Here is a 25,077-nt window from a genome sequence, read left to right as displayed (position 1 = left end):
TATGTTTCGTAGAAAATATATCACCGGTCTATTGATTGCCTTGACTGCATTTGCATGCAAGAAGGATAATTATGATGAACCAAAGACTACCTTCAAGGGTAGTATCACTTACCAGGGTGAAGCCATCAATGTTGCTTCGCTGGCTGTATATTTTGAACTATGGGAACCCGGCTGGGGTAAGAGCGGCGCAATTGCGGTGCAGATTCAGCAAGATGGTTCTTTCTCTTCCCTCCTGTTTAACGGTAATTATAAACTGATCATTCCTGCTGGTCAGGGACCATTCAGATCCGTAACGAATAACGCTACTAATAATGACACTATTCCGCTGAACCTGACTGGCAGTACGACCATGAATATTGAGGTAATGCCTTATTACATGATCCGTAACCAGCAGATTGCGAAAAGTGGTACGACAGCAGCAGCCAGTTTTAAACTGGAACAGATTATCACGGGTGCGAATGGCAGAAGCATTGAAAACGTGTATCTTTATCTGAACCAGACCACCATCGTAGATCAAAGCAATTATAAAGTGCGGACTGCGCTGGCAGGCAGCAGTATTACTGATCTGAACAACGTAGCTATGTCTGTAGACATACCAGCTTCTATGTCATCAGTAGGTACCACAGGCGCTCAGAATTATGCATATGCAAGGATTGGGGTGAAGATTGCCGGTGTGGAAGATCTGCTTTATTCTACTGTAGTTAAAATTGACCTTTAATATTTGTCATCAATGGACCGCTGAGTGCAATGAAAATTTGCATTCAGCGGTTTTTTAATTTTGGTATATGAAATCTATTATCCGGCTTTGTATCCTGCTCTGTGTCTTTGCCTGCAATGCACAGCAGAAAACCACTTTTCACAATCCCCTTCTGTCTTCCGGACCTGATCCCTGGGTAACGTACAAAGATGGGTATTACTACTACATGCATACGGTTGGCAATCACCTGGAGCTCTGGAAAACGGCTAATATGGCAAAACTGGAAGATGCCCCTCAAAAAAGCATCTGGACACCGCCTGCCACCGGCCCTTATTCAAAAGACAACTGGGCGCCGGAAATCCACTTCCTGCGGGGCAAATGGTATATCTATTTTTGTGCGGATGGAGGAGATAACCAAAATCACCGCATCTATGTGCTGGAAAACAGCTCTCCCGATCCTATGACAGGTATCTGGGAAATGAAAGGGAAAGTAGCCGATCCTTCAGATAAGTGGGCCATTGATGCGTCTGTATTTGAGCACGAACAAAAGTTGTATATGATCTGGTCTGGCTGGGAGGGGGATAACAACGGAGAGCAGGATATTTATATAGCAGAAATGAAGGACCCTCTCACGATCACAGGCCCACGGGTGAGACTCTCCCGCCCTGTCTATGACTGGGAAAAATTTGGCGACCTGAATGATCCGAACCTGCCACATGTCAATGTAAATGAGGGGCCGGAGATCCTGAAGCATGGTAATAAGCTGTTCCTGTTTTATAGCGCATCTGCTTGTTGGACAGATTATTATGCATTAGGAATGCTTGTAGCGGATGATAACAGTAACCTGCTGGATACCGCCAGCTGGAAGAAGCATGCAACGCCGATGTTCCTTCAATCACCTGAAACGGGTGTGTATGCACCAGGGCACAATTCCTTCTTTACAACGCCTGACGGCAAGCAAAACTGGATCTTGTATCATGCCAATGATCATGCAGGAGATGGGTGTGGAAACAGGCGTTCCCCCCGTATGCAACCCTTTACCTGGGACAAGGATGGGATGCCTGTTTTGGGCAAACCAGTGTCTGTAAAGAAAGAATTACGAGTGCCTTAATTATTAATTTAATATGTTTCGCAATGATACATAAATGCAGGCTCATTGGGCGTAGTTAACATTTGTTAATGACAGGAAAGTGTGATGCAAAATTCATGATACTGCTGTATCTTTTGCTACGAAAAAGGTTAAGTTTAAGGGCGCACTACAAAACAGCACTAAACAGCACTATCAACATTTTATTCCACAAACATATGCCGTCAATAGTATTGCATTATGTTATCATTGCGAGCATTACAGTTGTTTTTGTATTAGTAAACAAAATCTATGGCCACAAAGGCAAGGTGAGCAAAGAGAGACATCAGACAACAGTATACCACTACAGTAGCAGAAAAGCGACGCATTGATAACCCTCATTTAAGAGCACAAAAGAATTACTGCGAAAGGGAATTTTCGCAATTATGACTTCTTGTATCATACTTGAAGATCATTCCCTTTCGTTTAGAAGATCGTTTGTATTGATACCAGGCACTAAATAAAAGATAAGAAAACACAAACAGCCTATAACCGTGCTAACAGGGCAATCGCTATTTCACATTAAATACAAAACCAATACCATATACATTCTTGATACTGATATTAATATTATGTTGGAAATACTTTCTAAAACGTGAAATGAATACGTCGAGGCTACGGCCTACAAAGTAGTCGTTAGAGCCCCACACTTTTGTAAGGATCTCTTCCCGCTTCAATACACGGTTCACATTGTTAAAGAACAATACCAGCAAATCGCACTCTCTTGGGGTGAGAATGATCTCTTCTCCCTGCTCCGTCACCAGCTTCAGTGAATCTACAAAAAGGTGGGTCGTTCCTATATTGATCACACTTTGTTGGGCAGGTTCAGCGCTCACAACAGGTTGCTTTCTCTTGATGATGTTACGGATGCGTAGTACCAGTTCATCTACATCAAAGGGTTTGACCACATAATCATCTGCACCTATCTTCAAGCCGCTCAGCCGGTCATTCTTGTCCCCTCTTGCTGTGAGGAACAGGAATGGGACATGATTGTTGAGCCTGATGATCTGCTCCGCCAGTTCGAATCCATTCAATCCGGGGAGGTTTACATCTATGAGGAGAATATGATAGGCATTGGGCGATTTCTCAAACAGGTCCAGGGCGGTCCGGCCATTTTGCTGCCAGTCCACATCAAAATCCATTAATTCCAGGTATTGTTTAACAACGTTTCCGAGGTCTGCTTCATCCTCTACTAACAGAATTTTGTGTTTCATCCCCTTACAATTTTCACTTAGGTATAATGATTACAAATGTACTTCCCATGCCAGGCTCGCTCTCTACTTTTACTGTCCATTGGTGAGCATCTATGCATTGCTTTACATAATGCAGGCCAAGTCCTAAACCCTTGGCATTTTGTGTCAGATCTTTCTGATTTCGGTAGAACTTGTCAAAGATATAACGGATTGTTTCTTTATCCATACCAATTCCATTATCACTGATCGAGATCTGTATATCAGTTTCTGTTTCTATGGTGGCGACCTGTATATGTTTTACCTCCTGCAGGTTGTATTTCACTGCGTTATCGAGGAGATTGAGCAGCAGGGTGGTAAAATGAAAACTGTCTGCATCGACTATAATTGTTTCCGGGGCAGGTATAAAAGACAATTGCAGGTTGTCTGAAGGGAACTTGATACTAAAGTCGGTGAGTATCTCACTGATCAGCACATTCAGGTCTTCAGGGCCTTTCTGTACGTATAAGTTATCGATAGTAGCAATGTCCAGCACCTGGCCGATCAGTAGCTTCAATCGCTGTGATTGTCGCTCTATGATGTCGGAGAGGGAGCGGATGGCGGTTTTGTTTTCGAGCACCCGTTCGTTCTGGATGTTTTTATTGGCCACCATGATAGCTGAGAGTGGCGTATGGAATTCGTGGGTGATATTGTTGATGAAATCTGTTTTTACATCGGCAATATGCTTCTGTTTGATCCAGTTGCGGAGCGTGATGAAGAACAGGATGATGATGGCCAATACCGAGAGCAGACTCATGGTGAGGATGCCCTGCATTTGTTTGAACACTACCTGCCGTCGGTTGTAAGGATCGGCGTAGAGTGAAAAACTAATGGCGTATGTATACGGTTTTGGATCTGATACAAAAAGACCGATGATCTGACTTTGCTCATCGGGGTTTGCCAGGTCGCCGAATATTTTGATTCCCTTTGGTGTCTGAATAGTATCGTCTATAAGCGGGTATTTTTTTCGCTTGTCATAGATGTTCACATATTTTAAATCAGCGAATTGGAGGTCTATACGGGATACGACAAGCAGGTACCTGAGTGAATCGTGAATGCCTTCTTTGAGTTTGATATCTCTTAGCAGCGCTTCTGCGTTTTGTTTGTTGATGAGAGTATTGAAAACACTCCGGAGTATTATCTGGGATGCACGATTGAAACGGGCGGTATCACCGGCTTGGTAAAGTTTTTCGAGTTCATGGTATTGCGGTGTTAACAGGCCATCAATAATATCTTTCCCCCCCGGGAAGACGTGGTCGTTGATGATTGCCTTTGTATAACGTTCATTGATACGTCCTTTCTTTTCATAGTAGAATCTTCTGTTTAGCAGATCGTAGGTATTGTAAACTAACATGATCTGGACTATTGCCAATATAATGAAACAAATGACAGAAGAAGTAATGTAAACCTTAACCGGATGCCTCATGTAATAATTCCTGAAAGACAAATATATTCTTTCAATCGCCAGTTTAAACTCCAACCGCGTTTTTCTGTTCATATTTAAATATCGGGAATTTAAATTTCATTTACAATTCGTTTGAAATTCATTGACAACTTTTAATGAATGGTATCGGTAATTTAGCAATACATAGTTTTAACGTTATTAATAGAGGCGGTGTCCTCTCCTTTGTGCTAAAATTTACCACGCAACAAGTATTCTGTAGTTTAGATTGCATGCTGCAAGCCAGGCCGAGAACCAGGTCTCAACAGGTTTTTCATTCTTATTAGCCCCCTGGTATGTAGTATGCGGTTATTAAATTAATTGTTACCCTCGCCCATACTATGTTTTACTCAAGATAAAACATAGTATGGGCGAATTCAACCCCGGTCGATTTTGCCGGAGGCAAATCGGCCGGGGTTGGGAGTACTTAACTTAAGTAAGGAGACTATTGGAATACTTTGTAGACATATATACAGACCTACCTACCCCTGACGCAGTAAACAAATATTATCTATTGTGTGTTGATTGTCATCTAGTTAACATTATTTAACCCTCTCCTTCACAAGCTGGCAAACCTTTTGATTTACCTAAAGTGTTCTTCTATTACTCACCCATTAAAATGCGAAGTTGACATGGCAAAAAACCAGAATGAAGGAACAAAGCATGAAAGTGGAAAGAAAGTGAAGCACCCCAGTCAGGCTGAAGCCATTGGCCTGACCACCAACAAGGAAAAAAACAGGGGACCCCATCCTACCGGCGTGGCGAAAAAAGCGGGACATCGCGTGGCCAATCATGGTTAGCTTTCTTATATCTGATCTTACAGCCTTTGTACCCCACTGTTGCGACCTATTGTCGCAATAGCACAACTAATTTTTGTTTGTTATGGAAAAGAATACAATTACAGTATATATAGAGGGTCGGTCCTATCAAATTGTGATCAGTGTAAACGAAGTACGTCATGAAACCACCTATGAAGTAATCACAAGTGGTAACATTCTGAAAGATTTTATGCCGGATAATATGGATTGGCAGGAAGACAGTATGGTGATGCCGGCAGATCGGATCAGAATGGTGGAGAGTGAGCAGATCGCGAGAATTATCTGGACTGATATCCTTGATATGATGGAACGATAAAGTGCCCCAGGTAATGGATTGGAATGGCATCGCAATTTTGTGATGCCATTATTTTTATTAAAATAATGGAAGTTTGAAATGCTGCGTTATTGATTGAGGCCTTATAGTAGTGATGCATTTACGTAATTTTGGATAAGGTAGATAAATGGTATACATTGTCTGAAAGTACCATCGAAGCGGGGCAATCTTAATAACAATATGAACAAACAGGCATATGATGCAATCGTAGTAGGTGCAGGTCCCAACGGCCTGGCGGCAGCTATCACCCTGCAACAGCAGGGTATACAGGTATTACTGTTGGAAGGTAGGGATACCATTGGTGGCGGCCTCCGTTCCAAAGAACTTACCTTGCCTGGTTTTGTACATGACGTATGCGCTGCCATTCATCCTTTAGCAGCAGGATCGCCGTTTTTTAGCACACTGCCACTGGCAGATTATGGACTGAAATTCCTGCAACCTGAAGTGGCCGCTGCACACCCATTTGACGATGGTACAGCAGCTGTATTAAATCGCTCACTGGATGAGACAGCCAAAGGACTTGGCATAGATGAACATACATATCATCAACTCATGGACCCGGTAGTGAGGGATTGGCCAGCGTTGGCACCTGCATTACTGGGTCCATTGGCGTTTCCAAAGCATCCCGGTGCTATGGTGCGTTTTGGGCTGAAAGCGTTATTACCGGCCAGAACCCTAGCGAATAAATTTCAGGGAAAGGCGGCCAGAGGCTTATTTGCCGGAATGGCGGCACATGCTATTCAGCCATTGACCAACCTCACTACAGCGGCTATAGGAATGGTCTTATTAGCCAATGGTCACCTGCAGGGATGGCCTGCACCACAAGGAGGCTCACAAGCCATCGCCAATGCACTGGCAGCTTACTTCGAATCTATCGGCGGCGAGATACAAACGAATACTTATGTACGCTCATTAAATGACCTGCCTCCTGCCCGCACTATATTGTTGGATGTAACACCTAAGCAATTACTGGAAATAGCAGGCGACAAAATAAAAGGACTATACAAATACCAATTGCAACGCTATCGGTACGGTATGGGCGTATTCAAAATAGACTGGGCATTGGATGGTCCGATCCCTTTTACCAATGAACATTGCCGCAAAGCTGGTACCCTGCATCTGGGCAATACACTGGAAGAGATCACGGCCAATGAACAACTCACTTCAAAAGGGCATCATCCTGATAACCCTTTTGTATTGCTGGCACAGCAAAGCATCTTCGACCCAACCCGTGCTCCTGAAGGCAGCCATACTGCCTGGGCCTATTGCCACGTTCCCCATGGTTCTATCGTAGACATGACTACGCAAATCGAGAATCAGGTTGAGCGCTTTGCCCCCGGTTTCCGTGATCGCATTATTGGCAGGCATACCATGAACACCCGGCAAATGGAAGACTACAATCCCAACTACATTGGTGGCGATATCAATGGTGGAATATTAGATATTACACAACTATATACAAGACCTGCTATCAGACTCTCTCCCTATAGCACCCCTGCAAAAGGTATTTATGTTTGTTCTTCTGCAACCCCTCCCGGTGGCGGCGTTCACGGCATGTGTGGCTACCACGCTGCAAAAAAATCTCTGAAAGATATCTTTAATATCTATTAACAATCCATTTGAAATCCATTGACAGGTTTGTAACCGACCTGTGCTTATTTTTATATAGAATCGTGTTGACCTGACACTGTAGACCAAAATCGACAGCCACATTTTTAGAGCGCACTTTATTAACTAAACGCATAACGCCCTTTATGATGACCCGTAATTTTACAAAGCTATCTTTGTTCGCTGTATGCCTATGCAGTAGTCTTGGCGCCCTTGCCCAGACAGACCTTACCGCAAATGGAGGTACCGTCACTGTACAGTATTACAACGATGACAACGCAAAGGAAAACTATCAGAGTATCACTGACAATGATGTAAACACCAAGTACTATACTGCCCACACAGACATCTGGGTGCAGTATCAGTCGGCCTATTCAGCCATTTTAAGCCAATACGCTGTTTCTTCTGCCAATGATGCATCGACCAGAGACCCTAAGGATTGGGTGCTCTTAGGTTCCAATGACGGCAGTAACTGGGTTACACTGGATAGTCAGACTGCACAAACATTTGCAGCCCGTTACCAGACTAACACTTACACCGTATCCGGTACTGCTGCTTACCTTTATTTTCGCTTGCACATCACTGCCAGCAATGGCGCTGGTTCCATCCAGTTTTCAGAATGGAGACTGTCCGGATCAGCTGCAGGGCCTGCGGCACCCACTCAACTCACCGCCAGCATTTCAGGATACAATGCATACCTGAGCTGGTCGGATAATTCTACGAATGAAACAGGCTTTATCGTTTCCAGTTCTATTGATGGGGTTACTTTCAATACGCTGGATACTGTAGCGGCAAATGTGCATCACTATGCCGATAGCGGTCTGAGTGTAGGAACGGCTTACATTTACCACGTGAGAGCCATCAACTCAGTGGGTGTGTCTGCTATCGCAAAATCAGGTGTAGTAAGAACTGCCGCTGCACCTTATGCCATTGATCTGACTGATTATGTAAATGGAAAAGTTTCAGACCAGTTTAATACTACTGGTGGAGAAGGTATTGCAAAAGCAGTTGACAACGGCATCTACACCAAATACCTCGCATACAATCCAACTACCTGGGTCATATATCATCTGGCTAATCCCGGTATAGCAACACAGTATGCTATTACCTCCGGAAACGATGCGGATGGCAGAGATCCTAAAAACTGGGTGTTTGAAGGTTCTAACGACAGTACTACGTGGGTAACATTGCATAGTGAAACAAATCAGGTATTCACAGGCAGACAAAAAAAGAGAACCTTTGTTTTCTCTAACACGACTGCTTATACCTACTATCGTTTAAACATTACTGCGAATAACGGCGATGATTTGATTCAGTTCTCAGAATTGGAAATCTATGGTACTGGTAGTGGCTCTTTCCCTACAGGTGCACCTGCGGCCCCTTCGGACTTAGTCACCACAAGCGTTTCAGGCAACCAGATTATTCTGGACTGGTCTGATAATTCAACGACTGAAACCAATTATCGTTTAGAGCGATCTGCTGATAGCAGCAACTGGGATTTTTCAAAAGTATTAAATCCAAACTCCACTCATTTCTATTCACTGGAATTGTCTCCGCTCACTACTTACTATTATCGCGTAAGAGCAGAAAACAGCGCTGGTAATTCTGCATGGGTATATGCGAGTGATACTACGTTGACAAGTACACCACCTGCTACCTGGAAGGAGCATTGGTTTGAACATAGAGAACTATTATCGTTAGTATATAGCAATAGCAGTATCAATATGTACTATGATAGTGCTGTACCACGCACGGTGACCTGGATGAATGATGATATGACAAAGGTGTGGGATTATGTAAAATCAAATTACGGCACCTTTAGTGATCCGAAATTAAACATGGTATACCACAGTGTGACCGGGTTCTCAGGTGGTCATCCGGCTACTGTATTTGATAGTTCACACGATTATCGCAACGTCGCTGATCTGGGTGGTGACTGGACCACGAGAAGTGATTGGAATGTGGGTGCATCGATACATGAGGTTGGGCATATCGTAGAAGGTGGTAGCAAGGGTGTAATGAATTCACCTGCATTTGCAATATGGCATGATAGTAAATGGATGGAGATATTCATTTATGATGTGGAAAAGAGATTGGGTTGGAATGAGGATGCACAGGGCACTTACAACGATGTAATAGGTGGTGTGGAGAACTATCCTAAGCCAGGTACGCATTGGTTCAGGGACTGGTTCTATCCTATTTATACACGTTCTGATTCCAGTGCAGCGCTGAACAGGTATTTTACATTATTGTCTGAATATTTCCCACAGCATAATGGAGCGTATACCCGTGATCTGAATCTTGGTGAGTTTGTGCATTTTTGGAGTGGTGCTGTGAAATATAGTCTGAAGAAACAGGCAGATACGGCATTTAAGTGGGATGATGAACTGGAAATGCAGTTTAAGCAGGCGCAGATCGATTTTCCATTTACTTATCCTGACGAACCGGTAGTACCTGATACAACTACTATTGATACAGTAAAAGTGCCAACCTGCCATGTATGGCCAAATCCAGCTTCAGGATATGTGAATGTATCCCTGCCGGGTAAGGTAGCAAAGTATGTAGTAACATTATATGGTATTAATGGTGTGAAACATATTTCGCGCATAGCGCCGGGTAATAGTATTTCCCTGAATGTGAGTGGATTGCCGGGAGGCCTGTACATAGTTACAGTGGCAGATGAACGGCAGCGGGTAGTATCAAGACAAAAGATTATTGTAAGTAACGGACGTTCTTCCAAATAGGCGCTCGTTTTTTAAGGCGGCCGCAGGACTCTGCCTGCGCCATAAAAAATGCTTCTGCTGTTTGGCAGAAGCATTTTTTTATAATATCAATAGTACTTCCTTCCCTTCTATACGACATCCCTACTGAAAAACCATTTATTCCCTCTTTAAACCAAATTACATGACATCAAAACTCGGCGTATTTGCTTTCTACGCCCTCACCTTATGCTGCGCTTGCAGTAAGGAGGCCGCTTCACCTCCGCCCCTCGCATCTGCCTCAGCCTTACAAACCACTGCTGTTGGTTCAGCAATAAACAGCAGCTGGTCAGTAAACTGGAACAACTATGCCGATGGTACTTACGCCAGCTCCTCGGCTGCCTCCGACTTCGGCAACATCACCGGCTGGGTCGATAGCCGTTGCTGGATCTCCAATGGTAACTGCCGCATTAAACTCCTTGCCAACGCACTCTCCGGTGCTGGCGGCGTTATCGGCAATGTCGACATCTCCGACGGCTCTGCCTACGAAGTAGACTATGACATTCGTTTTCATAGTCAGTTCGAATGGTCCAGAGGTGGTAAGCTGGGCTTCGGATTCTCCATCGGCGATGGCAACACCGGCGGCGACCCTGGATGGGATGGCAATGGTGGCAGTGCACGCCTCATGTGGTATCAAACCGATGCTGGCCGTGTGTTCTTCCAACCTTACCTCTACTTCAAAGACCAATCAGGTACTTATGGAGAGACTTTCGGTAAATCGTACCCTTCTTCAGGTAGCCTCAATAAAGGACAATGGTATCATGTACACCTGTATGTAAAAAGCAATACCGGTAGTAACACAGATGGTCACGTTCAATACGTGATCGATAATACAATCGTATTAGACAGAGATATCCGCTGGACAACCAATGATAGCAAACGCCTGATCAAAGGATTGACCTTCCACACCTTCCGGGGCGGTAGTGAAGACTATTGGGAAGCTTCAGCAGATGGATACATCTACTATGATAATCTTGTAGTACACAAGATCAGCAGTTGACAAGCAGTTCGATAAGTATAGTCACAAACACTCCTGGCAAAGCAGTATCGCATTACTGTGGCGCCGGGAGTTGTTGGTTTATAGACCTGCCATTTCCCGCTTGGCGAGTCGTAGCCACTGAGCATTCATCCTGCGTACATATCTTGGGTGCAGGTGAAACTCATCTTTAATGGTCTGAAACTGTTGCAACGCTTCTTTGTTCCTGTTTTGGTTTTTGAGAAATATGCCATAGTAATACATGGCATCGATAGCGTGATGTACACGAATCACTTTCTTATACACCTCTTCAGCAGGTGGTAGCATACCCGTGGCTTCCAGCGCCCGGGCATACATCAGTTCATCTTCCTGTTTGATCAGGTTCGCATTTGTCTGTGCAAATGCTTTTTCCATGTAGGCAATACTGTCCGCATACCGCTGATCAAAGAAATAAAAACGTCCCAGCTGTTGTAAAATGCCTAAGTCTTTAGGGAAACTTTTCCGGCATTCTTCTGCCAGTAAAATGGCTTTGTCATATTGTTGCTGGTCAGCGTAGGCGGCTGCCAGCCCCATTTTGTTAGCAACGGTATCAGAAATCCTGACACGGTGTTCCCACTCTCTGATAGCGGCTTTTGGGAAAAATACCCGTTGTAGGTTAGGTAGGAACTCTCCCCTGTTGATTTCTGGTAATATTTCACGGACAAAGTAGATGATACACCCGATCATGGGTAATAAGATCAGGAGATAGATGTAGTCCCTTTTGCCCGTTTTAAGACAATGAATAATACAAACAATCTGTAAAATAATAATCAGGTAATAGGAGTCGTTCCAGAAGCCAAAAATGTTCATGGTATAAAAATAAAAAAAATGATTTATCCTACTATCTGCTTTCCAGGCAGAATGATGTGAAAGATCGTCCCTTCATCCGGGGCTGACAGTACATACATATGTCCGCCATGGTTCCCTACTATTCTCCTGCACAACGATAATCCGATACCTGACCCGGGATATTGGTTCCTGTTATGCAGGCGTTTAAACACTTCAAAGATCTGCTCTGAATATTTATTATCAAAGCCTATCCCGTTATCTCTGAATGAAATATCGTAATACTGTTTGCCCTGCTCCGGCATACGCAGATAACCAGCCGCTTCTGCCAGTGAAATAAGCCGGGCTTGTATTTCTACCACCGGTGTTGCGCCTTCCTGCGTGAATTTCAATGCATTACTCATCAGGTTGTAAAACAATTGATTCATTTGCAATGGCACACCCTGTATCACAGGCAATTTACCAATATTAATCCGGGCTTTCTTTTCTTCAATGATCAATTCAAAATCCTTGGTTACCATCAGTAGCAGCTCTGTCAGATCTACATCCCGCATCATATTCCCCGTTTCCAGCAGGCGGGAGAATTCCAGCAGGTCTTTGATCAACATAGACATACGTTCGGACGACTGATTGATTTTGTCTACCAGGCGTTTGTGTTCAATATTCAGGTCATCTTTGTTCGATAACAGGTCTGCATAGATCCTGATTTTGCGCAAAGGCTCCTGCAGGTCATGACTCGCTACATACGCATATTGTTCCAGTTCCTGGTTAGAACGCACCAGGTGCAAATTTGCCTCCTGCAATTCTTCGTTCATCGCCGCCAGTTCTTCATTGGAAGCCGCCAGTTCTTCTGTACGCTCTAATACTTCAGATTCCAGGAAACTCTGATTTTCCAGGATCTTATTCCTGGCCAGCACCTGTTGGGTTACATCTGTGGCCATATTCATAATAGCATACACTTCTCCCTGCGTATTAAGCAATGGCTTGAAGGTAATATTCAGGTACAGGAGTGTTTCCCGGCCATTGATCACAAGATCGATCGGCATTTCACGACCATGATATACCTCTCCTGAATTGAAGATATGATCCATGATTTCAAGGAAAGAGTGTCCGTGAACCTCAGGTAATGCCCTGGTCAGTGGATAACCAATAATGGTGCTATCCCTGTCCCATAGATTGAGCATAGCCTCATTGGCCACTTCTATGATCAGTTCTCTGCCTACATAGAGGGCGGTAGGTACAGGTGCTTCTTCCACCAGTGATCGGAATCTGTTTTCACTTTCACGAAGGGCCTTTTGTGCTTCCAGTTCTGTACGCAGGTCTCTGGCTACGCCTGCTACTGCAATCGGTTTTCCGCTCATAGGGCTATCCAGCCTGAAAGCGTTTGTCATGAATGGCAGTGGTTCTCCTGTTTCCTGATGTTGGTAGGTTTGTCTGCCCGTCCATTTACCTTCTCTGAGCAGTTCGGGAATGATTGAGTCCTTTACCTGGCTGAAAAAGGCTGGATCAAAAAAGTCTTTCATGGAGTGAGTAATGGCTGCAGCTTTGTTGGGTAAGCCCAGCAACCGGACGCCTGCCTCGTTGATGTAGGTAACATTGCCTTCGAGGTTGCTGACCATGATCAGGTCATTACTGTTTTCTACCAATGACAGGAGTTGTTGCTGTTCTTTGCGTACGGCTACTTCATTGCCTATATCAAAAGCGATCGCCAGGATATGCGTAGAATTGGCTTCTTCCATTGCCACGGTAGCGATGTTCACCTGTACCCAGCGTACACTGCCATCCTGGTGATAGTATTGTTTGATCTGGTTGTAAAATTCCTGTTCGCCGTTGACAAGACTGGCGAATAACTTGTCGCTTTCACGCCTGTAATCTGCCTGCACAATAGTTCTGTAATACATACCTGATAGCTCTGATTGTGCATATCCAAGTAATCCTGCAAAGGCTTTATTCACCTCCTGTATGACCCCGTTTTTATCAAGAAAGGCCATACTGATGCTGGAATTATTAAATGCCAGGAGGAAGCGTTGTTCTACTTCTTTGAGTAGACGGGAGTGCTCTCTGGATTCTGTGACGTCCAGACCAATGCCTGAAAAAGATACAGGCCTGCCCGTAGGGTCATAGTAGTATTTACCCCTGATCTTTACCCAGTGCACAGTGCCGTCTTTCCATATAAACCGACATTCGTAGTTGAGTATACTGGTGTCCATGGCTTCTTCATAAGCCTGTTCTCTTATCTTGCGGTCTTCGGGGTGTACATAAGGAAGAAAAATATCTCTGAACTGGCTGCCTCCCATCCGTTCGCCCATGATCATGTGTGCGAGCGAGGGGGAATACGTGATGGTATCACTGGCGAAATCGATGGTGAATGATCCTGCCCCGGAACTTTCCATAGCAATAGTGGAGAGTCTTTCTGCTACTTCGGCTTTTTCGTTGGCTGCGACTTCACTGGTGATGTCCATAGCCATGCCGGAGAGGCGTGTTGCTGTATCATCGGGGGTGAAGTATACCTGCCCTTTTACCTGTATCCAGCGTACGGAGCGATTATCTACATCAGCAGTTCTGAATCGCAGGTTGATGCTGTTGTCTGCTTGCTTTTGTAGGAGTTTTTTTACGGACTCGCTCACTAGTTGCCTGTCTGCCGGATGTAGGCTGTCTAACAACATCTTATAGTTAATATTTGCCACCGGCGGTAAGCCGAATAGCTCTTTACATGTGGTGTCCAGTACTACTTTATTCTGAAGAATATCAATATCCCAGATACCGATTCCTACGGCATGAAGGGTGGATTTTATCTGTTGTATCTCCTGACCACCGGGAGCGATCTGATCAGATGGGGAATTCTCATGCATAATCTGTGATTCAAATACAATATAGCTCAAATTATTTCAGGATGAGAGCAATCAGTTCTTCTGTAGAAAGCTTACCTGAAACGTCGCTGCCTGCCAGCAATTGATCTGCCAGATCACGTTTATTCCGATGCAGGGAAATGATCTTTTCTTCAATTGTATCCTGCATCACGAGTCGGTATATGGTCACAGGTTTTGTCTGCCCCATTCTGTAAGCACGATCTGAAGCTTGCTCTTCTATCGCCGGGTTCCACCATGGGTCCAGGTGAATGACATAATCTGCTGCGGTGAGGTTGAGTCCCAGCCCACCAGCTTTGAGACTAATGAGGAAGAGATCTGCGGTGCCACACTGAAATTGTTTTACCCGTTCTTCCCGGTCAGGAATAAACGTTGCTCCATCCAGATAAAGGTAGGAAATCCCTTTGTCATCCAGTGCTCGTTTTACCAATTCGAGGTGTCGTACAAACTGGCTAAATACCAGCGCCCTATGTTTGTTAGAAATGAGTTCTTCCACAATTTCGAGAAAGGCGGCCAGTTTGGACGAGGGGATATTCACTTCCGTATGCAACATCTGTGGGTGACAGGCTGCCATACGAAGTTTACCTATTTCGGTCAGGGTATTCAGGTGTTGCTTGCTGTCGCTGACCCTATACTTGCGGATGTTTTCAATAGCCTTGAGACGGATCGCTTCATAAAAAGCCCTTTCATCGTGAGATAAAGGGATGAGTTTGACAATTTCCGTTTTTTCCGGCAATTCATCCAGCACAGCGCCTTTTGTTCTCCGCAACATGTAAGGAGCGATCAGTTTTTTTAGGTGAACTTTGACGGAGCTATCCGGATTATATACAACTGGTGTGGTGAATTGCCTGGTAAAATGCTTGAGTGTACCCAGCAACCCTGGATTGATGAAATGAAAAAGACTCCAAATCTCATTCAGGTTATTCTGGATAGGGGTACCCGTGAGTATTAACCGGAAATGCGCTTGTAGTGCCATGGCAGCTTTTGCCGTTCTGGTCTGGTAGTTTTTGATAGCATGTGCTTCGTCCAGGATTACCGTATCCCACTCAATATTAGTGAGTAGTGACCTCTCTGACAGCAACAGCCCATAGGTAATGATGACCACATAGAAACCTCCTGCAGTAGCTAACAACTCTTTTCTGTCTCCGCCTGCATGCAGTACCACCACTCTTAAAGAGGGGCCAAAACGATTGATCTCATTAATCCAGTTAGGTAATACAGAGGCCGGGCATACGACTAAAGCAGGGCCTTCTGCTCCCCTGTGGAGCAATAAGGTGATGGCCTGAATAGTTTTTCCCAGACCCATATCATCTGCCAGACAAGCGCCGGCGCCCAGGTTCGCTAATCGTACCATCCAGCGAAAGCCATCTTCCTGATAAGGGCGTAGTGTTGCCTGCAAAGCTTCCGGAATAGCAGGCGTAACTGATATGATTTCTTTCCATCGCTGCTTTTGTGCTTTGAAAGCGGCATCCGTTTCTACGCTACCCGCATCTTCCAGCATCTCATCCAGCATATGGGCGGCCATAGGCTGTATTTTCACAGACTCGTGGTCAGCAGTGGCAAAGCTATTGATCTCCTGCAACTGTCGGTAGAGCTTTTTGGTGAGTGCAAGATAACTGCCATTCCTGAGTGGAATGAAACGACTTCTGTGTTGTACGGTATTATCCAGCAATTCTTTTAGCGACAGCACCATGTCTTCATCCACCTTCAACTCTCCCTGACATTCCAGCCACTTACGGTTCGATTTCACTGTCAGCGTCATTCTTTGGGTAGTGACTACCTTGCGGATGCGCAGTTTTTCACCTTCCGGCCATTCTGAAATAGCCAGTTCAGGGTTTTCGTGAATCACTTCCAGTAGTTGCAGACAATCTCTGGGATCGGAGAAGATAATGTGATCATCTTCTATTTCCTGTGCCACTGCCTGTTGGATAAGTTCAAGTAACCGGGCATAGTTCCCTTTCTCTTCTTCCAGGTCGCGGGTTGCCTGACAGCGTTCCCCATTCATCACACCTATAATGTGGGCTGCACCTTCTCCCGGCTTGCAATAGGGCGGGTCTGCCCCAAAAGGTTTTACAAAAAAGGATGCCTTCAGTGCATCGGCAGTAGGTTGTAACTGAACCGTGATGCGGGCATCGCCTTTACGTTGCTGAATATTGAGCGAAGTACCTTCCAGATTTGCATGTACGGTGATGTGTGCGCCTATTTGCTGTAAGGCGGTGAGCAATTGTTCTTTGCCATCGGCAGGTACGACGGGAATCTGTTGAACAGTTTGTAAGAGGGTACGTTGTTTAGGCGTCAACCTGTATACTTTCAGTCTTGTTTCAGATTCTCTGTTGAAGATAATCTCTTTTGATAAATCGGTGGTGGGGAGGTTACTATCAAAAGTAAATCCCTTACCTGTTTTATTGACCAGCAGCTCTGGCTCTCCTTTTACAATGTCAAAGGAGAGATCGGGATCATGGGCCATGAAGAGGTAAGGGTGACCAGCCATTTCTGACCACACCCTGTCTTCAAACACATAATCGTCCGAGCCGTAAGTATAGAAACTTTGTTTGATCAGGCAGTCTCCTATTCGTACATCCTGTGGCGCCATACCGGGTATCACCCCTTCCCTGAACCTTTTCATGTCCACAGGCCGGCCTTTGCTCCACCCGGAGGTATCGTTGAAAGATTGGAGAATGACCTGGATCTCTTTGGTAGTCGGTTCTACGAGATAAGCAATACGTGTTGTATGCTGTGGTTTTTCAGCCTGTGGTGCTTCGGGTATAGAGAGTAATTTCAACAGCCTTTCCCACTCCGCCGTTCTTTTCAGCTGGGAGAGCAAAGGCTTTCTGCTAATCACGGATGCTGCTTCGAGGTAGGCGTCTTCCTTTTTACGAAAGCCCTCATCTTTAAACAGGTAGAGGTATTCGTAAGTCAGGAACCGGTAGTGATTTTGAATGCCTTTATACAGTAATTGTGTGCTGAGCTCCTTGTAGGTCTTCAGTAATTTACTGGCAGGCAGGTAAATCTGAAGGCAGATCAATGCCAGGTAACTGATCAGGTTTCCATGATTGCCCTGTAATAGGATCAGCAGCATGTTTTCTGCTTTTTCTTTTCTACCCTGATGGAAATGGAGTAAACTGATAGCAGGGGTAATGTCTGCCTTCAGCTTCTTCTCGTAAAAGGCCACGATTTTCGTGATCAGGGGAAATGACCTGGAATCAGGGAGTAATGTCAGGTTAAAAGCGTATATAAAGGATAGTACCGGCGATAGCGGTACCATGTGTTTACGATCGGTTTTAGGTTGCTGTTTGATGCCTTGCTCAAATAAAAGAAACGCAGCATCCGGTTGTTGGTCATAGAGCGCAATCACTGCCTGTGAAAACGGATCGTCAGTGGGTTTCAAAGAACCTTCCAACACATTCCAGTTAATGATAGACGGCTCCGATGCCAGTATCGAAACCGGCGACATACTTTGCAGTTGCAGATTGATGGCCGCCTGGTAAATGATCTGAACACTATCTGTATCAAACAGCTGCAATAAAGGTTTGTATTCCGGAAAGTACAGTAGATAGCAGAGATAAGGCAGGTATTCGTTGATCTCTCCGCTGATGCGCATCACCGGTGCTCTTAATAACGACTTCTCTCCTGTGAAGAATGCGATCAACAGTTGCTGTAGTTCCTGTATCCTTGCGCTGCTACTATAAAAAGAGTAGGGTTTTACCTGCTGAATCAATTGCAGGTATTGTGGTTGCCTTACTTTTTCAGGGAATAAAAAAAAGCTCATAGCCGGATCGAGAGAATAGTTGCCAGTCACATGTTTGACTACTACACCCGCTGCTATGAGCTCTTCCAATATGTCAGCTATTACATCCTGTGGTATATCAAGTAATTTCAGCACGGCATCTGTGAGCATGTATTTATCTACCGGGTAGATGTAAACTGCTAGTATGTCTATTACCAGTTGTGTTTCCTCGTTCCGTGAGTGATAAATATCCAGATAATGCGCGCTATCGACCATTGGTACAAATGTAGCAAAAGGCTACCATTCCTTCAAGACACATTCATCTGTTTTGGTTGCATACCGAAATGTTGTGGAATGTTTTGGTGTAAATAATTTTGGAGTTATAATTCTAATTCTATCTTATGCTTCTTTCACAAATGACAGCATATATTTTGCAATAGTTAAAAAAGATGCCAGGTCACTGGGTTTGGTGATATAATCCACCACTCCCAGTTCAATACTACGTGCCTTAAATACCGGACTACTTGAAGTACTCCATATGATCTTAGGAATTCCCAGATACCTCGACTGGTCATTTAGTTCCTCTACAATTTCGACCCCCGTTAGTTCCGGGATATTATAATCCAGGATCATTAACGCAGGTAACTCCTTGTCTTCTATACTTTCCAGATATTTAACGAATTTTCTGCCGTTGGGGATACACACCAGCTGCCAGGTAGGATCTATTTCATTGGATTTGTTGCTGGAGGAAACGATCATGCAGTTGCACCTGAACCACCAGGCATTATTACCTGAAAAGAAGAAGCTGATCGAAGATCTGCGTTCTCAGAAAGATGTGTTAATCCATAAGAATGTACTGGTAGTCGATGATGATGTACGTAACCTGTTTGCCCTGACTACAGCATTTGAGCGTTTCCGTATCAATACAATTACGGCAGAAAGTGGAAAAGAGGCGATGAGTATTCTCAGCGAGAATAACCAGATTGACATTGTGCTGATGGATATTATGATGCCTGAAATGGATGGATATGAAACGATGCAGAAAATTCGCAGGGAACATAAGAACAGTGCATTGCCGATCATAGCAGTGACAGCGAAGGCGATGAAGGGGAATAGAGAGAAATGTCTGGAAGCCGGCGCATCTGATTATATCACAAAACCATTGAAGATAGATCAGCTGTTATCGTTGATGAGAGTGTGGTTATACCGTTAATGGAAATACCTTATATCGATAAATATATTAATGTATATTCATTCCGAAAAAATTGAATAGGTGCAGCACCACGATGTCATAAAAATTTTAGTAGTTGATGACCGACCGGATAATCTTTGGTCGATAGAATCCATATTGGAAAGGGAAAGCTACATCATCGTCAAAGCAAACTCAGGACGGGCTGCGTTGAAGATACTGTTGAAAGAATTTGATTTTTCCCTGATCCTGATGGATGTGCAGATGCCTGATATGAACGGTTTTGAAACAGCCGCTTTCATTTATCAGCGTGAGAAGTTAAAAGATATTCCGATCATCTTCATCACTGCCCATAGCCACGAAGAAGAAGTGATTTTCAAAGGTTATAAGGCAGGTGCTGTCGATTTCATCTATAAGCCAATTAACCCGGAGTTGTTGCGTATAAAGGTAGGACTTTTTGTAGAGTTGTATAGAAAGACACAATCACTCATTGCGCAGGAACAAAAGCTACTGAATACCAACGCTTCACTGCAAAAGGAAATAGAGGAAAGAGAAGCTTCTGAACTGAGAGTATTAGAGTTGAACAAGCAATTGCTGCAAAACAATATTCACCTGAAAGCGGTGAATGCTGAACTGGATAGATTTGCTTATATCGCATCGCACGACTTGCAGGAGCCACTCCGTAAGATCAGGGTGTTCAGCGATATGATCATTCAGAAAAAAACAGCAGCGAAGAGGTGAATAAGTATGTGATGAAGATCACGAACGCCTCTATCCGCATGCAACAACTGGTCAGCGACTTACTCCGTTTCTCCCGTCATTCTATACAGGGTGGAGACTTTATAGATGCTGATCTGAATGAGATAGTGAAAGATGCATTGAACGAACTGGAGATAAAAATTCAGCAGAGCAATGCGATTATTAAGATTGATCCATTACCGTCTATACAGGTGATTCCCACCCTGATGCGGCAGCTGTTTTATAATTTAATCAGCAATGCGTTGAAGTTCAGAAAAAAGGATGTGGCGCCGGAAGTGCATATCTATGCACAGAAAGAATCGCCGGAAGATGCGGCGAGTCACCTGTATAAGATTTATATCACGGATAATGGAATTGGTTTTGAGAGCCAATATGCAGAGGATATCTTCATCGTGTTTAAGCGGCTGCATAGTTACCATGAGATAGAAGGTACGGGTATTGGGTTATCTATTTGTAAGAAGATCATGGAGCAGCATAATGGTTTTATTACTGCTACAGGAGAATTGGAGCAAGGAGCGACATTTGTAATAGGTATACCGGTAAAACAAAAAGAACCGCTGCCACAGGCGCTATAAGCCCCCGCGGCAGCGGTCCCCGGCGGTTCAGTATCTTTTGCCGAAGGCAAAAGATACTGAACCGCATTTTTATTTTATAGTAAAACTACCATTCAATTTCACATCATCACTACTACCGCCCACCATCACGCTAAACGTTCCTGGCTCTACCACCCACTTATTCTGTACATTCAGCAATTGCAGATCTTCAGGATTCATTTCAAAACTAATTTCCTTAGACTCCCCTGCTTTTAAATGCACACGCTGAAAACGTTTCAGCTGTTCATTCGCCGTCACTACAGAGCTATAATCATCCCTTACATACAGCTGTGCTACCTCATCCCCTTCTACCTTACCAGTGTTTTTTACAGTAAACTTCACCGCTACTTTCTTTCCATACACACTCACCTGCAGGTTCTCATAACCAAAAGTCGTGTAGCTCAAACCATATCCAAAGCTATATTGTGGCTTAAAAGTCATCTCAACATAATCATGCTTTGAAGCATTCTTATAGTTATAATACACCGGCAGCTGACCTACAGATTTAGGAATAGACACAGGCAAACGTCCGGCAGGATTATAATCGCCAAACAATACATCTGCTACTGCATGCCCACCTTCCTGACCAGGGTACCATGCATTCACAATAGCAGGTACATTGTCAGCCGCCCATGTGATATTCAAAGGACGTCCTTCAATTAATACCAGTACAATCGGTTTGCCGGTTGCAGCCAGGCTTTTCATCAGTTTATTCTGTAAGCCCATCAGATCCAGGCTCACCCTGTCATACCCTTCCCCACTTTCCATATCACTCACAGCGTTTTCGCCTGATTTTACTTCAGCCGCACCCGTAGCCTGATAAGATGTTTTGAAGTCACGGGCACTGGAACCACCTAATACGAGTACGACCGCATCCGCACCTTTTGCAGCAGCAACAGCCGCAGCGATATTATCATTGGCAGTATCCCGAATGGCACAACCTTTCACATAAGTGATATTGGTACCTGTTCCTAACTTCGCTTTAATACCCTCTAAAACGGTCACAATTTTCTCTTCCGGCTGCGGTGCAGTATAATCCCCCAACTGGTTGTAGATATTGTCTGCATTCGGCCCGATAACGGCTAAATTCTTAATTGACTTGCTCAGTGGCAGCAGGTTGTTTTCATTCTTCAATAAAACAATTGATTCCAGTGCTACCTTTTTAGACAGCGCGATATGCTCAGGAGTTGCTACAGCTTTATCAACAGCCGCCGGATCTACATATGGGTTTTCGAACAGCCCCATTTTGAATTTTACGCGCAGCACATGTGCTGTTGCAGAATCAATGGTGGCCATTGCCACCAGTTTATCCTTTACTGCTTTGATCAGTGCATCGCCATAAGCTGCACCACCCAGGTCATTGTCCAGGCCTGCATTGATGCTCATCGCTGCTGCCTGTTCTATATCAGCTGCTACACGATGGTTTGTATTCATACTTGGAATACCATGCAGATCGGAAACCGTATATCCTTTGAAACCCCAGTCTTTCACCAGCACGTCCTTCAGCAGGAAAGCATTGGCACTACAGGGGATACCATCGATTGAGTTGTAAGATGCCATGATAGACAGTGCACCTGCTTTGATCGCATCTCTGAACGGAGGCAGGTAGGACATAAACAGATCCCGCTGACCAGTAAGTGCAATACCACCATTGTGACCACCTTCAGGAGAACCGTAGGCAGTAAAATGCTTCAGTGTAGAAATAATGTTTTTACCACTGTTGATATTGCTGCCCTGGAAACCTTTTACCATGGCAATACCCATTTGGCCAATCAGGTAAGGGTCTTCGCCATAAGTCTCTTCCAGACGTGACCATCTTGGTTCACGCACAAGGTCCAATACAGGACCATAGCCAATGTGTGCACCCTGCACCCGTGCCTCTACAGCAATAGCACTTGCCATTTCCTGGATCAGTGCAGGATCCCAGGTACTTGCCTGTCCGATAGAAGTAGAGAATACGGTGGTACCAATTGCCATATGCCCATGCGGGCATTCTTCTGCCAGGATCAATGGAATGCCAAGGCGGGTATTTTCCATCATATATTTCTGCATGGCATTGGTGGCTTCTGCACTCTGGCGAGGGTTCAGACCTGTTTCAAGTGTCTTTTGTGTCCATGGATCGGCTCTGAGCGTAGCCCAGAAACTACCGATATGTCTTTTGGAAATCTCTTCTTTGAACGTTTCACTTATACCTACAGCATCACCTTTCTTTTCGTACATAGGCCAACCGAGCAGTGTATTCAGCTGCCCGACTTTTTCTTCCAGCGTCATCCTTTGCAGCAGATCTTTCACCCTTGCTTCAATCGGCGCTTTCGCATTTTTGTAGGTCTGTGCACCAGCCTGACCTACGGCCAGCAACAGTACCCCAAGCATGATAATTCGTTGTCTGATTTTCATCGTTACCTGTTAAATTTATTGACAATCATTCATTTAGCTGAATTGCGAGTCCTAAAAATAACAAGTATAGGGGTTAGTTTTTAAATAATTTTTAAAGTGATTTTATCTTCTCCCAGAGTGATAAATTATTAACGGGCTTTGATCTTTTTTAACTCCCGCATGCCATCTTCATTGTTCGGATTGATCTGGATGGAACGCTCGTAGAGGGCAATCGCTTCGTTTCGTTTACCCGCCTTGTTCAGGGCTTCACCATAACTATCGTAGGTATTGAAACTATGTGGAAATAGCAGGCAGTTGAGTTTAAATATCTCCAGCGCTGCATCGATCCGGTAGTAATCATATAGCTGCTCATACCCTGCTTTGTTCAGTTCCCACTCACTCAGGTAGTAGTGAGCAGTGTCAGTTTTCAACAAGGTCAGTTGTGTAGCAGCTGCATCAGCACCATCTTTGACGAGGGTAGTGACGTATATCCTGGCCAATGATTTTTTATCATCAATTTTTTTCGGTGCCTCATTGTTCAGCATATGCAATGCATTGGTGACGATCGCACCAAAGGAAGGAGCCGCGGTATTGTCAAAAGCAATGATCGTTTGGTTTTTATCGAGGTTGTGGTAGTAAAAAGTAGCAAGGCCAAATTTGAAACCACCATGTCCGGCCCCTTTGCCATAGCCGGGTTGGTTAAATAATTCCCAGCCTAATCCGTAAGAACCGGTACCTTCCCCCTGCATGGTATCCATTACCTTTTCACTGTGAATAGTTCCATTTTTCAATTTCACAGGTGTGAGCGCAAGTTGTACAGCAGCAGGACTGAGTAGCTTATAACGAAAGAATGCTTTGTCAAATAACAACATATCATTCACGGTCGTGACGATGTTGGATGCACCAATTGCTGCATCATTGTTATAGTCTGTATATCGGTATCTTTTTGAATCTCCTACCCTTGACAATGTATCGATCGCAAAACTTTCATACACATGCTTTGTAACCTGTGTGGGCAGTTTGTTTTGAGTAGGATCATAAACAAATGTCTCATACATGTGCGCAGGGTTAAAGATGTGTTTTGTTAAATAGATATCAAATGGTTCATGACTGATCAGTTCCACCAGCAGACCTAGTAATACAAATCCATTATTGCAATAACGAAACTCTTCACCGGGGTTGAAGGCAAGTGGCCTGTGTGCTGCTTGTAACTGATCAATCAATATATGACTGGTTACAATCGTATCAGGATATTGTTTGATCAAGGGTTCAAATAACTCCAGGTCAGGTAGGCCGGAAGTATGTGTGAGTAAGTGTTTGATCGTAATGTCGGGATAAGGAAAATTGGGGAAGTATTGCTGGAAAGTATCATCCAGTTTTAACTTCCCCTTTTCCATCAGCTGAAGAATGGCGGTAGCTGTAAATGTCTTTGATATAGAAGCAAGGTTAAATGGTGTTGCTAAAGTATTGGGTGTACGCGACGGCATATCGGCATAGCCATATGAAAGACTGTGTACAACTTTTCCTTTTTGGGCCATCAGTATATTCCCATTGAGTAGCTGAAAGTCTTGAGCAGACAATGATAGGCAGAAACTGAGCAGCGTGGTTATTAAAATGGATTTCATGGCAGTACAATTTTGATAGGACAATATTAGTCCAGCCAGATTGCACCAAATTTTAAATGTGATTAAACCACTTGAATGTGGGGTAAAAAAAAGAAAAGAGGAATTGGTTCCCGAATTAAAAGAGACCG

The 25,077-nt window shown here is 44.3% G+C and carries 18 protein-coding genes; 10 read left to right on the top strand and 8 right to left on the bottom strand.

Features of this window, described 5'->3' with window-relative positions; all coding sequences use genetic code 11:
• Nucleotide 1: 1 nt before the first annotated feature.
• The gene (locus SIO70_RS03255) at nt 2-718 is read left to right on the top strand and encodes a DUF3823 domain-containing protein (protein WP_320579382.1); all 717 of its coding nucleotides are present in this window, start codon (nt 2-4) and stop codon (nt 716-718) included.
• Nucleotides 719-785: 67 nt separating this feature from the next.
• On the top strand, nt 786-1,808 hold the full coding sequence (locus SIO70_RS03250) for a glycoside hydrolase family 43 protein (protein WP_320579380.1): 1,023 nt from the start codon (nt 786-788) through the stop codon (nt 1,806-1,808).
• Nucleotides 1,809-2,335: 527 nt separating this feature from the next.
• Here SIO70_RS03250 and SIO70_RS03245 read toward each other — a convergent pair.
• Together SIO70_RS03245 and SIO70_RS03240 are read right to left on the bottom strand one after the other, a co-directional pair.
• Nucleotides 2,336-3,037 (bottom strand): response regulator transcription factor, encoded by a 702-nt coding sequence (locus tag SIO70_RS03245; protein WP_083722241.1) that lies wholly within the window; start codon nt 3,035-3,037, stop codon nt 2,336-2,338.
• A 13-nt stretch (nt 3,038-3,050) separates the two neighbouring features.
• The gene (locus tag SIO70_RS03240; RefSeq protein WP_320579377.1) at nt 3,051-4,550 is read right to left on the bottom strand and encodes a HAMP domain-containing sensor histidine kinase; all 1,500 of its coding nucleotides are present in this window, start codon (nt 4,548-4,550) and stop codon (nt 3,051-3,053) included.
• Between the two features lie 575 nt (nt 4,551-5,125).
• On the opposite strand from SIO70_RS03240, the gene SIO70_RS03235 reads away from it, so the two are divergent.
• The 5 genes from SIO70_RS03235 to SIO70_RS03215 all read left to right on the top strand — a co-directional run bounded on the left by SIO70_RS03235 (nt 5,126) and on the right by SIO70_RS03215 (nt 11,012).
• A complete protein-coding gene (locus SIO70_RS03235) occupies nt 5,126-5,293 on the top strand; it encodes a hypothetical protein (protein WP_320579375.1) in 168 nt (55 codons plus the stop codon).
• Nucleotides 5,294-5,375: 82 nt separating this feature from the next.
• Complete coding sequence (locus SIO70_RS03230) at nt 5,376-5,627, top strand: hypothetical protein (protein WP_320579373.1); 252 nt, start codon at nt 5,376-5,378, stop codon at nt 5,625-5,627.
• 198 nt (nt 5,628-5,825) lie between these two features.
• Complete coding sequence (locus tag SIO70_RS03225) at nt 5,826-7,256, top strand: NAD(P)/FAD-dependent oxidoreductase (protein ID WP_320579371.1); 1,431 nt, start codon at nt 5,826-5,828, stop codon at nt 7,254-7,256.
• Nucleotides 7,257-7,399: 143 nt separating this feature from the next.
• Nucleotides 7,400-9,997, top strand: a complete 2,598-nt coding sequence (locus SIO70_RS03220) for a fibronectin type III domain-containing protein (RefSeq protein ID WP_320579369.1) — start codon at nt 7,400-7,402, stop codon at nt 9,995-9,997.
• Nucleotides 9,998-10,157: 160 nt separating this feature from the next.
• Nucleotides 10,158-11,012 carry a polysaccharide lyase gene (locus SIO70_RS03215; protein WP_320579367.1) on the top strand — a complete coding sequence of 285 codons (855 nt, stop codon included), beginning with the start codon at nt 10,158-10,160 and terminating at the stop codon, nt 11,010-11,012.
• Between the two features lie 78 nt (nt 11,013-11,090).
• On the opposite strand, the gene SIO70_RS03210 is transcribed toward SIO70_RS03215, so the two are convergent.
• The 4 genes from SIO70_RS03210 to SIO70_RS03195 all read right to left on the bottom strand — a co-directional run bounded on the left by SIO70_RS03210 (nt 11,091) and on the right by SIO70_RS03195 (nt 19,166).
• Nucleotides 11,091-11,837 (bottom strand): tetratricopeptide repeat protein, encoded by a 747-nt coding sequence (locus SIO70_RS03210; protein WP_320579365.1) that lies wholly within the window; start codon nt 11,835-11,837, stop codon nt 11,091-11,093.
• A gap of 23 nt (nt 11,838-11,860) precedes the next feature.
• Nucleotides 11,861-14,665 (bottom strand): PAS domain S-box protein, encoded by a 2,805-nt coding sequence (locus SIO70_RS03205; RefSeq protein WP_320579363.1) that lies wholly within the window; start codon nt 14,663-14,665, stop codon nt 11,861-11,863.
• Between the two features lie 31 nt (nt 14,666-14,696).
• Nucleotides 14,697-18,683 (bottom strand): DEAD/DEAH box helicase, encoded by a 3,987-nt coding sequence (locus SIO70_RS03200; RefSeq protein ID WP_320579361.1) that lies wholly within the window; start codon nt 18,681-18,683, stop codon nt 14,697-14,699.
• 123 nt (nt 18,684-18,806) lie between these two features.
• The gene (locus SIO70_RS03195) at nt 18,807-19,166 is read right to left on the bottom strand and encodes a two-component system response regulator (RefSeq protein ID WP_320579359.1); all 360 of its coding nucleotides are present in this window, start codon (nt 19,164-19,166) and stop codon (nt 18,807-18,809) included.
• On the opposite strand from SIO70_RS03195, the gene SIO70_RS03190 reads away from it, so the two are divergent.
• The 3 genes from SIO70_RS03190 to SIO70_RS03180 are packed head-to-tail and all read left to right on the top strand — an operon-like array spanning nt 19,144 to nt 20,930.
• Nucleotides 19,144-19,620: a response regulator gene (locus SIO70_RS03190; protein WP_320579357.1), complete on the top strand. Its 477-nt coding sequence runs from the start codon at nt 19,144-19,146 to the stop codon at nt 19,618-19,620. The two genes, SIO70_RS03195 and SIO70_RS03190, sit on opposite strands and share 23 nt — an antisense overlap.
• A gap of 60 nt (nt 19,621-19,680) precedes the next feature.
• Nucleotides 19,681-20,337 (top strand): response regulator, encoded by a 657-nt coding sequence (locus SIO70_RS03185; RefSeq protein ID WP_320579355.1) that lies wholly within the window; start codon nt 19,681-19,683, stop codon nt 20,335-20,337.
• A complete protein-coding gene (locus SIO70_RS03180; protein ID WP_320579353.1) occupies nt 20,334-20,930 on the top strand; it encodes a sensor histidine kinase in 597 nt (198 codons plus the stop codon). The genes SIO70_RS03185 and SIO70_RS03180 overlap by 4 nt, the downstream gene beginning before the upstream one ends.
• 69 nt (nt 20,931-20,999) lie before the next feature.
• Here SIO70_RS03180 and SIO70_RS03175 read toward each other — a convergent pair whose 3' ends face one another.
• Nucleotides 21,000-23,345: a glycoside hydrolase family 3 N-terminal domain-containing protein gene (locus tag SIO70_RS03175; protein ID WP_320579351.1), complete on the bottom strand. Its 2,346-nt coding sequence runs from the start codon at nt 23,343-23,345 to the stop codon at nt 21,000-21,002.
• A 128-nt stretch (nt 23,346-23,473) separates the two neighbouring features.
• Nucleotides 23,474-24,949 (bottom strand): serine hydrolase, encoded by a 1,476-nt coding sequence (locus SIO70_RS03170; protein ID WP_320579349.1) that lies wholly within the window; start codon nt 24,947-24,949, stop codon nt 23,474-23,476.
• Between the last annotated feature and the right edge of the window lie 128 nt (nt 24,950-25,077).

It is taken from the genome of Chitinophaga sancti (genome assembly GCF_034087045.1).
Taxonomy (GTDB): Bacteria; Bacteroidota; Bacteroidia; order Chitinophagales; family Chitinophagaceae; genus Chitinophaga; species Chitinophaga sancti_B.
The sequence above is the reverse complement of the archived record's forward strand: the minus strand, read 5'-3'. Positions and strand labels throughout refer to the sequence as shown.